Source organism: Corynebacterium sp. LK2590 (assembly GCF_040946105.1).
Lineage (GTDB): Bacteria > Actinomycetota > Actinomycetes > Mycobacteriales > Mycobacteriaceae > Corynebacterium.
This window is the reverse complement of record NZ_JAYWMH010000005.1, coordinates 13,013-26,338: the sequence shown is the minus strand read 5'-3', so window position 1 is coordinate 26,338 and position 13,326 is coordinate 13,013. Positions and strand designations below refer to the sequence as shown.

9 protein-coding genes and 1 tRNA gene are annotated in these 13,326 nt (G+C 63.4%); 6 read left to right on the top strand and 4 right to left on the bottom strand.

Features of this window, described 5'->3' with window-relative positions:
- Positions 1-335 precede the first annotated feature (335 nt).
- The 3 genes from wecB to VVR85_RS07210 all read left to right on the top strand — a co-directional run bounded on the left by wecB (position 336) and on the right by VVR85_RS07210 (position 3,494).
- Positions 336-1,493: a non-hydrolyzing UDP-N-acetylglucosamine 2-epimerase gene (gene wecB / locus VVR85_RS07220; protein WP_368520263.1), complete on the top strand. Its 1,158-nt coding sequence runs from the start codon at positions 336-338 to the stop codon at positions 1,491-1,493.
- Between the two features lie 77 nt (positions 1,494-1,570).
- Entirely contained in the window at positions 1,571-2,602 is a 1,032-nt protein-coding gene (locus VVR85_RS07215) for a Dyp-type peroxidase (RefSeq protein ID WP_368520262.1), read from the top strand.
- Between the two features lie 121 nt (positions 2,603-2,723).
- On the top strand, positions 2,724-3,494 hold the full coding sequence (locus VVR85_RS07210; protein ID WP_368520261.1) for a DUF3800 domain-containing protein: 771 nt from the start codon (positions 2,724-2,726) through the stop codon (positions 3,492-3,494).
- A gap of 238 nt (positions 3,495-3,732) precedes the next feature.
- On the opposite strand, the gene glnA is transcribed toward VVR85_RS07210, so the two are convergent.
- The 3 genes from glnA to VVR85_RS07195 all read right to left on the bottom strand — a co-directional run bounded on the left by glnA (position 3,733) and on the right by VVR85_RS07195 (position 7,591).
- Entirely contained in the window at positions 3,733-5,175 is a 1,443-nt protein-coding gene (gene glnA / locus VVR85_RS07205) for a type I glutamate--ammonia ligase (RefSeq protein ID WP_409338190.1), read from the bottom strand.
- A gap of 79 nt (positions 5,176-5,254) precedes the next feature.
- On the bottom strand, positions 5,255-6,412 hold the full coding sequence (locus VVR85_RS07200) for a tyramine oxidase subunit B (RefSeq protein ID WP_368520260.1): 1,158 nt from the start codon (positions 6,410-6,412) through the stop codon (positions 5,255-5,257).
- 1,106 nt (positions 6,413-7,518) lie between these two features.
- Positions 7,519-7,591, bottom strand: a tRNA-Asn gene (locus VVR85_RS07195).
- A gap of 149 nt (positions 7,592-7,740) precedes the next feature.
- On the opposite strand from VVR85_RS07195, the gene VVR85_RS07190 reads away from it, so the two are divergent.
- Positions 7,741-8,970 carry a hypothetical protein gene (locus VVR85_RS07190; RefSeq protein ID WP_368520259.1) on the top strand — a complete coding sequence of 410 codons (1,230 nt, stop codon included), beginning with the start codon at positions 7,741-7,743 and terminating at the stop codon, positions 8,968-8,970.
- Here VVR85_RS07190 and VVR85_RS07185 read toward each other — a convergent pair.
- Positions 8,967-9,821 carry a hypothetical protein gene (locus tag VVR85_RS07185; RefSeq protein WP_368520258.1) on the bottom strand — a complete coding sequence of 285 codons (855 nt, stop codon included), beginning with the start codon at positions 9,819-9,821 and terminating at the stop codon, positions 8,967-8,969. The two genes, VVR85_RS07190 and VVR85_RS07185, sit on opposite strands and share 4 nt — an antisense overlap.
- Positions 9,822-10,003: 182 nt before the next feature.
- Here VVR85_RS07185 and VVR85_RS07180 point away from each other — a divergent pair, with 182 nt between their 5' ends.
- Together VVR85_RS07180 and VVR85_RS07175 are read left to right on the top strand one after the other, a co-directional pair.
- Positions 10,004-11,956, top strand: coding sequence for a glycosyltransferase (locus tag VVR85_RS07180; protein WP_368520257.1), 1,953 nt, complete (start codon positions 10,004-10,006; stop codon positions 11,954-11,956).
- 18 nt (positions 11,957-11,974) lie between these two features.
- Positions 11,975-13,240, top strand: coding sequence for a glycosyltransferase (locus tag VVR85_RS07175; RefSeq protein ID WP_368520256.1), 1,266 nt, complete (start codon positions 11,975-11,977; stop codon positions 13,238-13,240).
- Positions 13,241-13,326 lie beyond the last annotated feature (86 nt).

Sequence of the window (13,326 nt, the reverse complement as noted above, 5' to 3'; positions counted from 1 at the left end):
CGGGGGTGGGGAGGGCGAAGTGTTTTCTTAGTCTTCCGTATATGCATTGAGCACTATATATTTAGGGTGTGGACATGGGAATGGTGCCGGCCGTGCCGGCGACAAATGAGGCCGCAGCAGGCGTGGCGTGGGCCGCTTTGCTGCTGGCGTGTTCACAGGAATCAGCCTAACTAACCCCGCCGAGGGCAGGGCGGGGGCCCGCGTGGCGGGGGAGCGCGCGGGAAATTCACACCATTGCGGGTGCCGTAGCGGTAGCGGGATTGTTTGATCCTCGGTAATGTCCTTACAGGTAAACACACTCATTTTTGTATTCCTAAATTCGCTAAAGGAGCGTAATGCCTGCCCCGAAGATCATGACGGTCTACGGTACCCGCCCAGAAGCCATCAAGGTGGCGCCGGTCATCAAGGCCCTCGACCAGGATGATCGCTTTGAATCCGTGCCGGTATCCACCGGCCAGCACAAGGAAATGCTCGAGCAGGTCAACTCCATGTTCGGGATCTCCCCAGCTCACGATCTGGGCCTGATGAAGCCGGGGCAGGGCTTGAACGAATTGGTCTCCCGGGCGTTGGTGGGCCTGGACGAGGTGATCTCCAAGGAGAACCCGGACGCGATCATCTCCCAGGGGGATACCTCCACCGCGATGGCCGCGGCGCTGGCCGGTTTCCACCGCGGCGTCAAGGTGATCCACCTGGAGGCCGGCCTGCGGACCGGCGATATCTCCTCCCCGTTCCCGGAGGAGGCCAACCGTCGGATCATCGGGCAGGTCGCGGCGCTGCACCTGGCGCCGACCGAGGGTGCGATGGAAAACCTGCGCAAGGAGAATTTCCGCAGCAAGGACATCGTGGTCACGGGCAACACCGTCATCGACGCGCTGCTCGAGGCCGCCGGCTGGGACACCGAGTTTGTCGATCCGGCGCTGCAGGCCGCCGCGGCCACCGATAAGCGCCTGGTCGTGGTGACCACCCACCGCCGGGAGAACCTGGACGCGATGAAGAATATCGGCGACGCGGTCGCGGACCTGGCGGGTGAATATTCAGACACTTACTTCGTCCTGCCGTTGCACCTGAACCCGAAGGTGCGCCAGGCGGTGCTGCCGGAGGTCGAAAATCTGGACAACGTCATCATCACGGACCCGCTGCCGTACGACCAGTTCACCCAGCTGCAGAACCGCGCGAGCATCATCCTGACCGACTCCGGCGGAGTCCAGGAGGAGGCCCCGGCGCTGGGCAAGCCCGTGCTGGTGATGCGCTCGAATACTGAGCGCCCCGAGGCCGTCGTGGCAGGCACCGTCAAGCTGGTCGGCACCGACCGCGACCTCATCACCGCGGAGGCGCGCCTCCTGCTCGAGGACGACGCCGCCTACGCCGCCATGGCGAATGCGGTCAACCCCTACGGCGACGGCCAGGGCGCGGCGCGCTCGGTCGCGGCCATCGCGAACCTGTTCGGCCTGGGCGAGTGCCTGCCGGACTTCGCGCCGTCCGCCGCGGACTAGGGTGCGGCCGCCCCGCGGCGGAATTCGCCCCCGCGTTCCGCCGGTTGGGGCGCGCGCGACCTTCTATACTGGGGAACATGCAACCCCATGAGCTTTCCCAGACGATCATCCTGCCGCAGACCAAGGTGGCATTCTTTATCAACCTCAAGGTGCCCGAAGGCCAGGAGCAGGCGGCTATCGATGCCCTGACCGGCCTGTCCGGCACCGTCGATGGCGTCAGCTTCCGCGATCCGCATTCGCACCTGAGCGCCGTGGTGGGTATTGGCTCCCAGCTGTGGGACCGGCTTTTCGACCCGTCGACCGCGCCGAAGCCGGAGGGGCTGCACGACTTCGTGCCGCTGGAGGGTGACAAGCACTCCGCGCCCTCGACGGGCGGGGACCTGTTCTTCCACATCCGCTCGGACGAATTCGACCGCGCCTTCGAGCTCACCCGCCGCATCAAGGGGCTTCTGGGCGACGAGGTGGAAACCCTCGACGAGGTGCACGCCTTCCGCTACATGGACTTCCGCGATCCGCTGGGCTTCGTGGACGGCACCGAGTCCCCTCAGGGACGCGCCGGCGCCGACGCCGCCCTGATTGCTGAGGGCCAGTGGGCCGGCGGCAGCTACATCGTGGAGCAGAAATACACCCACAACCTGAAGGACTGGGAGGAAATCGGCGTCGAAGAGCAGCAGCGCGTCATCGGCCGCACCAAGGCCGAGGACATCGAGTTCGACGACGCCGATAAGCCGCACAACAGCCACGTCTTCCTGAACTCTGTGGAGGACGTCGACGGCAACTCCCTGGAGATCGTCCGCGACAACCTGGCCTTCGGCAAGGGCACCGGCGAGCAGGGCACCTTCTTCATGAGCTACGCCAACGACGTTCGCGTGACCGAGCTGATGCTGCGCCGCATGTTCCTGGGCGAGCCCCGCGGCAACTACGACCGCATCCTCGACTTTTCCACCCCGCTGACGGGCGCGAACTTCTTCGCCCCGCCGCAGGAATTCGTCGACGCCGCCGACGAGTACGTCCGCCCCGGCCTCCTGCCGGACGATGATGCCCCGGCCGATCCCAGCCAGCCCGCCACGCAGCTGAGCGCCGCCAAGGGGCTTTTCCCGCAGGACTAGCGGCTTTTTGCGCCGCCCTGGGAGAACACCCCAGGGCGGATTTTGCTGGTGGTGGAGGTTGCCGAGTTTCAGGATCGGTAGAATACACAATTCGATCCGAACGGCTTCGGTAACTGAACTCATGGATAGCTTGTCTCCCAAGAGCCCTCCTCAAGTCCATCTCCCCTTGTCTACAGAGGGGGTAGCGTACTTTGTGGATGAGGCTGGGAGTAAGGGCTCTCTCGGGAAACACTTTGTGACAGCAGCGGTGAGGACTACTGATCCGGATAAGCTCTCTAGAGCTATCAAAGCCTGTCGCGATAGAAATAGTTTTACGAAAGCCGAAGAAATCAAGTTTTCTAAGGTGACAAAGAGTTCCGAGCCGATACTTGCCGAACTATTTTCGGAAGCAGTGTCAGCAGGGTGCACCTTTGGAGCGTTTGTTTTAGATAAACGGCATTTTGACCCGTGGTCTAACAGGGATCAATGGCAGGGGCACCGCTTCGCCACCGACCGGTTGCTTCGAGGGCTTATAACTCGGCGCGAAGTGAGTGTGCTGATGGTAGATCACATTGATGTCCCAGAAAGGATTTCGTATGGTGATGAGCTTGCTGCCGGTTTAAATAAGAGATTTGGAAACAAGCGAGTGGTCACCGCAGTTAGTTTCGATTCTAGGACCTGCCCTCCACTGCAAATCGCCGATTTGTTGGCTAGCGCGGTATTTCACGCGAGAAAGATAATTGAAGACAATGGGTTGGAGCATTTTCTCGACGACAAAACACCGAAGGCACGATTGGCGAAAGACATTGCGGCTGCACTAGGCGAAACGTGTTTCAACGATTGTCGAACCGACCTGCTGAAACTCCAAACAAGCCATGAGCTGTCCTTGACAGAACTTAGGGGTGGGGTATGATCCAATCAGGCGCTGAAGCCTTAGTCTCAGACTAGAAGCAAGCGCCCGATGGGCCGAGTCTCAGACTCATTACCCATGAAAAGCGGATCCCAAACCGCAATACTTACCGTACTTATCGCGACGCCCCACTTGAAAAAGTGGGGCGTTTGCTTCTTAACTACAAATTTGCTTTTCGGCTGTGCCATAACCCACTGAACTGGGATAATGCACACCTAGGGCCAGGGTAGTCTCCCAGGAATTAGACGTTGTAGTACAGCTCGAATTCCTTCGGGGACGGGCCCTGCCGCAGGGGCAGGATTTCGCGGTCGAACTTGAGCCGGGCGTAGGCCTCGAGGAAGTCCTCGGTCATGACGTCGCCGGCGGTGAGGAACTCGTGGTCGGCCTCGAGGGCCGCGAGCGAGGACTCCAGGGAGTGGGGGACCTGGGGGATGTCCTTGCGCTCTTGCGGGGAGAGCTCGTAGAGGTCCTTGTCCACCGGCTCGCCGGGCTCGATGCGGTTGAGGATGCCGTCGATGCCGGCCATCATCTGCGCGGTAAACGCCAGGTAGGGGTTGGCCGAAGGATCGGGGGCGCGGAACTCGATACGCTTGGCCTTCGGGTTTTCGCCGGTCAGGGGGATGCGGATGGCCGCGGAGCGGTTGGACTGGGAATAGGCCAGGTTGACCGGGGCTTCGAAGCCGGAGAACAAACGGCGGTAGGAATTGACCGTGGGGTTGGTCAGCGCGAGCACAGCCGGTGCGTGCTTGAGCAGCCCACCGATGTAGTAGCGGGCGATGTCGGACAGGCCGGCATACCCGGTCTCGTCGTAAAAGAGCGGCTTGCCGTCCTTCCACAGCGACTGGTGGGCATGCATGCCGGAGCCGCCATCGCCGGCCAAGGGCTTGGGCATGAAGGTGGCCGTCTGCCCGTGGCTTTCCGCGGTATTGCGCACCACGTACTTGAAGGCCTGCATGTCATCGCCGGCCCGGAGGAGGTTGGCGAAGCGATAGTTGACCTCCTGGATGCCGCCCGTGGCTACCTCGTGGTGGAAACGCTCGACGTCAAAGCCTATGAGCTCCAGGTTGTAGGCAATGTCGTCGCGCACCGGGATGGTCTTGTCGTAAGGCGCAACCGGGAAGTAGCCGTCGTTGATGCGGATCTGGTTACCGCGGTTCGGGCTGCCGTCCATCATGGTTTCCTCGCCCGAGCGCCACCAGCCCTCGTCCGAGTCGACCTGGTGGAAGGAGTGGTTCACGCCGGAGGAGTAGCGGACCGAGTCGAAGACGTAGAACTCCGCCTCCGCGCCGATGGAGCAGGTATCGGTGATGCCGGTCTCCTGCAGGTAGGCCTCCGCCTTCTGGGCGATGGAGCGCGGGTCGCGGGAGTAGGAGGCCTGGGAGAGTGGATCCCGGACGAAGAACTGCATGTTCAGCGTCTTGTGGGCGCGGAACGGGTCGAGGTACGCCGTGCCCGGATCGGGGATGAGCGTCATATCCGACTTATCGACGGTGGCGAAACCGGGGATGGAGGAGCCGTCGAAGGCGAAGCCCTCCCGGGCGGTCTCTTCCGTCAGCAGGCGGGCGGGCACGGTCAGGGCGTGCTCGGCGCCGAACACGTCGCTGAAGCGAATATCGAGGTAGCGGACCTGTTCCGCCTGGATGAAGTCGATGACATCGTGGACTGAGGAAGCTTGCAAGCTCACTGTAAAAAACACGCCTTAGGGTGTAGTTGGGGATGAGAAATAATGGGAAAGAGATGGGTGCTGGGCTGGCACCGGTGCTCTAGGACAGCGCCGGCACGTCCCAGAGGTTGAGCGGGGTGCCCAGGCCCTTGTCGCGGGCTTGGTCGAGGACGTCCGTGGCCCACGCGACGTCCTCGACGGGCATGCCGCCGATGGAGTAGAAGAAGATCTCCTCGTCGTTAGTGCGGCCGGGTGCCTGGCCGTCGGCGATGGCGCCGATATTGGCGATGTCGGACTCTTCCAGCTTGCCCTCCTGGACCATGTCCCACCAGCGGTTGCCGGGGATGCCGAGCAGACGCTCGTAGGTCACGTCGGGGCCGTTCTCGTTGAACCACTCGGCGTACAGGCCCTTGTAGTCCACGACGAGGCGGGCACCGCCGGAGGCCACGAAGTCGTCGTCGAAGCGGGCCGCGGCCGGGGCCAGCACCAGCGCGCCGGGCTTGAGCCAGTCCTTGTTGAAGTACGGGAAGCCCTGCGGGCCGTCCTGGGAGGTCGAGGTGCCCGCAATGAGGATATCGGAACCTTCCACCGCCTCCTGCTCGCTGTCGACGACGGTGAACTCAATATCTGGGTGCTGCTCGCGCAGGTAGTTCGCGGTGCGCTCGGTGGAGGCTGCCGTGCGCCCCTTGATCTTGACGCGCTTGATGGACGGGCGCTGGGTAATCGAGGAAGCCAGGATGGTCCGCGACATCACGCCCGGTCCGATGATGCCGACTTCCTCGGCGTTGTCCACGGCTAGGTGCTTCACGCCCACGGCCGGGACCGCGCCGGTGCGGTAGGCGGAGAGCAGATTCGCGGACATGATGGCCTTTGGCGCGCCCGTGACCGTGTCGTTGAGGACGAAGACGTGGATGGAGCGCGGCAGCCCGTGGTTACGGTTGTCCGCGTTGGAGCCGTACCACTTGACGCCAGTGTTGTTGAAACGGCCGCCGATATAGGCCGGCATAGCCATGAAGCGGCGGTCGGGGCCGTTGGCCGGCATCCCCTCGAACTCCGGGTCATCGGGGAAGTTGATCTGCGCGCCGTGGCTGTTGGCGGAGGCACCAGCCATGCGGTAGTCACCCTTGTCGAGCAGGATGAGGGTTTCTTCCATGGTTTCGACGCACTTGGCGGCATCCGTCACGCCGGCGTCGATCATGTCTTGTTCGGACAACCAGATGAGGTCTATTCGGGTATCAGGTTGTTCACTTGCTGTCATGGGCCTGCTTTCTGTGTTGAGCGCGCTTGCGGGCTCGCGGCGAAAAGCTTCCTTGGCTCACCCGCGAAGGCGCGACTGCGAAATCCAAGGTCGTACGGCCCAGTGTATTGAAGCCACACCCACGCCGTACCCACTTTGCGTTTTACCCCCACGCCGAAACCAGGCGAATATGTCTATTGCACTCTACGTTTGCCCACAAACACTTTCACAAACCCCTATGCTGCGACAATGCCCTATACCGGGGGTGATTACGGGGTAAACATGGATGCCTTGACTAGAAACCGTCAGCGGGGTTGTATTCCTGATTTCTGGCTTCGCGGGGGGGGGATTAGTGCACAGCCGACCGCCTCATCCGAGCTGGGGAGCCTGCTGGCTTGCTGAGGAGGTCGCAAGCGGCCTAATTCGTGTAGGGGTCGTTGGCTCGGCAGAATTCTTCCGAGTTGGTGGAAATGCAGTTCATCCACCAACTTTGTATTTCGCCACTGGAGGGGTTCGGGTTGCCGTTCTCATCGTGGCCGTATCCGCAAATTGCCGCAGGGCATGTTCCCCCGTCTGCGTAGGGGATGGTCGCGGGATCGGGAAGTCCGGCGTTGGCCTCGGCCTCGCGATACTCTTCAGCGCCTTCTTGATTGGCGCAGAAGTCAGTAGGTTGAGTGGTTCCGTCCGACATCAGCGAAGGGCCCGGCGTTCCAGGGAGGCACTCTACAACGTAAGGCTCTTGCGGTTCCGTAGCTGAGGCTGCGGGATCTGGGGACTGTGCCGCAGGATCTTCGGAACTCTGTTCTTTACTGGTTACCTGTGAAGTGCTTGGCTTGGTGCTCTCGCTGGAGGTTGTGGACGCACTGCTAGTAGAGGAGGCAGAAGTGGGGTTTTCGGAAGGAGTGTTTTGCTCGCCTCCGCACGCGCTGACGAGAAGAACTGAGGCGAAAATTAGGGGAAGTGTGCGGCGCATGGTGGAGCCTTTCGGGGAGGGAGAGGGGAGACTTGCCTGCCTGGCCATCAGTCGTGGACGGTGTGGCTATCTCTACGTATACCTGACTCGCCGCGGGCTAGCGCTGTACTTAGGAAAAAAGAAAAAGCCCGCTGTAAACAGCGGGCTTGTGTTGCTCCTCCAACTGGGCTCGAACCAGTGACCCTTCGATTAACAGTCGAATGCTCTGCCAACTGAGCTATGGAGGAATATCCATTCGCTGCAACGACTGCTCGCTGCAACGAGACATAACTATATTAGGAAACCTCCGAATAACACAAATCGCCAGGCAGGAGAGGTTATCTGGAATCGTATTGGCAGCGCGGAATGAGTGGGCTGTGGCAGGTAGATTAGAGGGGTGACTTCTCGGATATCTTTTCACCCGCACACGTGGACTAAGCGGTCCCTGGTGGTGCACACGGACCTGCCGGGGCCGCCGGAATGGGGCCCGGAGAAGCTGTGGCGCCGGCTTCCCGCACGGGCGCAGCGGCCGGTCCGCGTGAGCTTCACGTTTAATCGTGATGTCGCGGTCACGGGTGACTGCTTGGCGTTGGCGCTATCGACGCTGACGGGAAAGAACTTCGAGCGCATCGATTTCGGCTTCGAGGTATCCGCCGGTGTGCGGGAGGCTATTGCGGAGTGGACGCAGGCGGAAGTCAACGCCGAAGGCGCACCCGGCGGGGCGGGTACCGCGCCGGGCGGGGTGACGGAAGCGATCGCGGGCAAGGCGGTGCTGAACTTTTCCGGCGGGTTTGACTCCCTGGCGGCGCGCTACCTGCTGCCGGAAGATCATGAGCTGGTCTCGTTGGATTTCGGCGGAAGGTTTAGCCGCGAGCGGGAGTTCTTTCAGCGCTTCGACCCGATCCGCGTGGAGACCAACGTCGTGCGCACCCCGCTGCGGGCGAACTCTTGGTCGTTTATCGGCCTGGGGACCCTGCTGACCGCGGCCACCACGCGCGCGGAGTACTGCTCTTTCGGTTCCATCCTGGAATCGACCCGGTTCAAGCGGGGCAGCGCCTATGAGAACAACTTCACGTTCCCGCCGTTTGCGGCAGCGGGGATGACGAACGCGGCGCCGACGCTGGGCCTGACCGAGGCCGGCACGGTCTTGGTGCTCGCGCACAACGCGCCCGAGCTGCTGGCAGATTCGCTGCAGTCGCTGGCGGGACCCCGCGAGGAAAAGCTGGTGCGCAAGCGGGCGCTGGTCGAGGCGGTGCTCGCAGCGGCGGGCACGCCGGTGCGCCTTCCGCGCATCGAGATGCCGCCGGAGCCCTATTTCACCTTCGGGGATAACTTCACCACGGACCTGACCGCGATGTACTTGAGTTGGCTGGGGCACCCCGACCTAGCCCGGCAGTTGGTGCGTGGGTTCAGCCAGCAGATCGTGCGCGACGTGCGGGGCATGGATTTTGACTTCATGCGCAAGGCAGACGGGCGGATATACCGCAACTACCCGGAGCCGCTGCGCGCCACGCTGACCGCGGGGCTGGACAAGGCCGGCATCGAGTACTACTCGGCCCAGGATGAGGAAGCCAACGCGGAGTTCCTGCGCTACTGGCAGGCCTTCAAGGCCAAACAGGCTGGCTAGGGCGTGATGCTGTCGCTGAACATGTCGTCGGCCAGCAGCTCGTCCCAGTGCCCGCCCAGGGAGACGGCGAATTCCAGGATGCCCTGGAGGAGATAGAACGGCGGTGGCGCGTGCCCCGGGCCCCAGTCGCCGACTAGGAAGCGGCGGCGCCCGGCGTGGTCGGCGGTAGCCTCCTTCCAGGGGCGGCAGTGCTGGGTCACGTGGAGCTCATCGTCGCTGCACTGCAGGTAGGCCACGTGGTTCGGAAAGGACTCGGCGTAGAGCGGGGTGACGTCAGTGACGGCGGGGATGTCCTCAATCGGCGCGCCCGCCCAGCTGCTGTCCAGGAAGGCCTTGACGTGACCGGGGTAGTAGCCGGCGATGGTGGTCTGCGGGTTCGCCACGATGGCTAGGGAGCCGGGGAAGCGGTGCGAGTAGTACAACGCGGCAAAGGCCCCGGCGGAGGAACCGTAGAAGATGAGGTGTTCTGCGTTGTCCAGCCCGTCCTGGATGTGGGTGAGGGCGCGGACCAGATCGTCCTGCAGGGGCAGGGACGGCGAACCGGTGAACCACCCGATGGCGGTGCTGCGCCCCAGCATCGGATCGGAGACGAAGACCAGATTGGCGTCCAGATTTTCGGTCAACTGCTGGCCCACAAACAGCGGCAGGCTGGTCGTCGCTGGGTCCGCGGCGGCGTGGAAGACCACGATGGTGGTGGCCGCCTGCCGGTCGACCACCATCAGTTCCAGCAGCGCGTCCTCGTAGCCGATGACCTGGATGCCGGGGGTGAGCTCGGCGTGGCAGAAATCGTCGAGGGACCGGTGGAGCACGGTATCCGCGCGGTAGCGCCGGTAGTTTCTGACGAAAGGCATGCGCACAAGTCTAGCGCTTTGCCTCGTCCACGTGTTCCACCCTGTGCACGCTCGCGAAAACGGGTGCAGCCTTAAACCGCAACCCTGCAGAGGTTGGTGGGCTTCGTTTAAGATGTTCGCAGTTAACATTTTCCTGTGACGCTGTGTTTCAGCGCTTCCCCGAACCGAAAACGAGCCCAGCGATGAACCTTTCCGAACTACGGACCGCCTTGTGGCACCTGCGCAAGGGCGGTTTCCGGCAGCTGGGCCGGCACCTGGAGCACCGGGAGAATCTCCGGCTGAAGGCCTCGCAGGACGCGGCGGACAAGCAGCGGGTAGAGGAGATGAAGCGCGCGGAGCTGCGCGGTTTCGATCCGCTGGACTTCGAGGAGTTCCCGGAAAACACGTCCCGGCCCAAGCCTTTTGGCCATTACCGGGTGGGCGCCATCCTGGATGATTTCTCGCACCTTGCCTGGGGAGGGGAATTCGACCTGGTGCCGGTCTCCCCGGACAACTGGCGCGAGGAGATTGCCGAAGGTATTGATTTCCTGCTAGTTGAGTCCGCCTGGCAGGGAAACTCCGGGGCGTGGCGCTATCAGGTCGTCGGCAGCAACGCCCCCTCGGACAGCCTGCGCGAGTTGGTCGCGCACTGCCGGAGCACCGGCATCCCCACGGTGTTCTGGAACAAGGAGGACCCGGCCCACTTCGAGGATTTCCTCGCTTCCGCGGGGCTCTTTGAGGTCGTCGCTACTACCGATGCCGCCTGCGCGCCCCGCTACCAGGAGGCGCTGCCGGGCAGCCGCGTGGTGGTCGCTCCCTTCGCCGCCCAGCCGCGGGTGCACAACCCCATTCGCACTGGAGTCAGCGGGCGCTACCAGCGCGGGGACCTCTGCTTTGCGGGAACCTATTTCCGCCACAAATTCCCGGACCGCGCCCGGCAGATGGATTTCATCCTGCGCGCCGGGCTGCTAGCTAGCGACAACCTGCATTCGGCGCTGACCATCTATTCGCGCAACCAGGAAGTGGACGAAAAATACACCTTCCCGGAGCCATTCGGCGAGTGGGTCGTAGGCGCGTTGCCCTATGGCCGGATGCTCAGCGCGTACCGCGGCTACAAGGTCTTCCTCAACGTCAACACCATCACCGATAGCCCGACCATGTTTTCCCGCCGCGTGATTGAGCTGCTCGCCGCCGGCACCGCGGTGGCAACCACACCGGCAGAGGGGATATCCCGCCTGTTCGGCCCCGGCGAGGTCTTGAGCATCGACGGCCCCGTGGCACAGCCCGTCGAGGACGCGGAGGAAGCTATCGATGCGGCTGCGGCGAGCATCGAGGCCCTGGTGCGCTCCCCGCTCGCGCGGGACCGGATGGTGCATAAGGCCCAGCGGATCATCTGGGAGGGGCACACCTATACCCACCGCGCCGAGCAGATCGTCCAAGCTGCGGGCCTGCCTGCGGACAACGAATGGACCGGCCGGCCGAAGGTCACGGTCATCATGGCTACCAACCGGCCGGAGCGCGTGGCAGAGGCCTTGGACCAGATCGTGGGCCAGCGCGAGGTCGAGCTAGAAGTCCTGGTGGGCCTTCACGGGATTGCCGCCCCGGAGCAGGTCCCGGATGGGGTGCGCCTGCGCAAGTTTCCCGCGGAGGCGGGCCTGGGCGAGGTCCTCAACGGGCTGGTGGGCGAGGCCAGCGGTGACTACGTGGCCAAGATGGACGATGACGACTGCTACGGGCCGGACTACCTGCGCGACCAGGTCAACGCCCTGCGCTATTCCGGGGCCGACGTCGTGGGCAAGCAGGCGTCCTACCTGTACCTGGCCGACACCAACGAGCTCGTACTGCGCAAACCGTGGCGCGAGCACCTGTGGACCGACCTGGTCCTGGGCGCGACGCTGACCGGCAGGAGGGAGACATTTGTGGAGCATCCCTTCCGGGAGCTCGGCAGGGGCGAGGACACCCAGTTCCTGCGCGACGTGGCCGCCGCGGGCGGGAAGATTTATTCGGCCGACCGTTTCAACTACATCCAGGTCCGCGCCGCCGCCGGGCACACCTGGGACGTGGAGGCCTCGGCGCTGAAGCGCAACGGGATCGTGGAAAGCTACGGGCTCAACCGGGACCACGTCTTCGTGGGCCGGGAAGCAGACGAGGACTAGGGCAGGGGAGAGTACAACATGTTTTTCATCGGACGCACGCGGTACAGCTTGTTCAACCCGACCTCGACGTCGTGGCGGCTGACCCAGCAGGACGGCGCTGCGACCGCGGGCGCTAAAGCTAACGCGAAAACCGCGAAGAGCGTGGAGAATTACAAGAAAGAGCTCTACGCCCCGGCCCGCTTAGACCTGCGGGAGGAAATCTTCATCCAGCACACGCTGCCGGCCTTGGCCGCGGCCGCGCGGGATTTCGACGTGGTGCACGTGGTCTCCTACTCGGAGTCGCTGCCGGAAAAGTACCAGCGCAGCCTGGCCGAGGCGGCGCAGCGCTACGATTTTCTGCACCTCGACAAGCGGCCCGACGGCAAGGCCGGGACCCCGTTGGCAGAGATCGCGCGCGAGCACGTGGCCGCGGGCGAGGCCTTCGGACAGTACCGGCTCGACGATGACGACGTGCTGAGCACCGAATACTTCGCCACCATGGCGCGCTACGTGCGGCCGGAGTACTGCGGGATGGCCGTCAGCCTGCCGCTCGGGGTGGAGGGCATCCTCCACCGGGGTCGCGTGACGAACCTGCGGCAGGCGCATTTCCCCATGAACTCCATGGGGCTGATGTACGTCTGCCAGTTCGCCGAGGACGGGAAGCTGCAATCGCCCCGGCCGGCCCCGCACAACATGGTGGACCGGAAAAGCCCGGTCATCCTGGACTCGCGCAAGCTGGGGTATTTCCGCTTCAACCACCTGTCCCAGGACAACGTCCTGCGCGCCAAGGACGGGCCCTCCATGTCGGGCCTGGTCAAGGCGATGTCCAAGTACCCGCGCTTCGAGGACGGCGAATCCCTGGGGCGCCTGTTTCCCACGGTGGCACCGCTGGTCGTGGACGAGCGCACTGCCTCTGCCTTGCCCCGCCCCACCCTGGTCTGGACAGCCGCCCGGCTAGCGATGCCCCGGCCGCTGCAATCCTTCCGCCTGGAGCTTGATCATATTTTCGCGCCGACCGCCCGGCCCCACCAAGGGCTGGTCACCCTGGACATCCAGACCGCCGACGGGCGCCCAGTCCCCGGCGGCGCCTCGCTGCCGGGCGTGCCGAAGTCCGCGCAAGCGGAGGTGGGCTACTACAAATACCTGGACTCCCGCCCGGGGAGCGGTTCCAGCACGGTGGAGGTTTTCCTCCCGGATGGCTACCGCGTGGTGGGGATGGGGGTGCGCCGCTTCGGTAAATCCCTCCCGTTTTTCCTTCGGAGTGCCGAATTGAGCTTTCCGAGCGAGCAATCGGAAGTAAGGTAGGAAAAGTGGTTACTAAAAAATCTAGATAATCTTTGGTTGATACTGAGCCACCGGCCCAGTACTTGAGAAAGCCAGACATCCGTCCG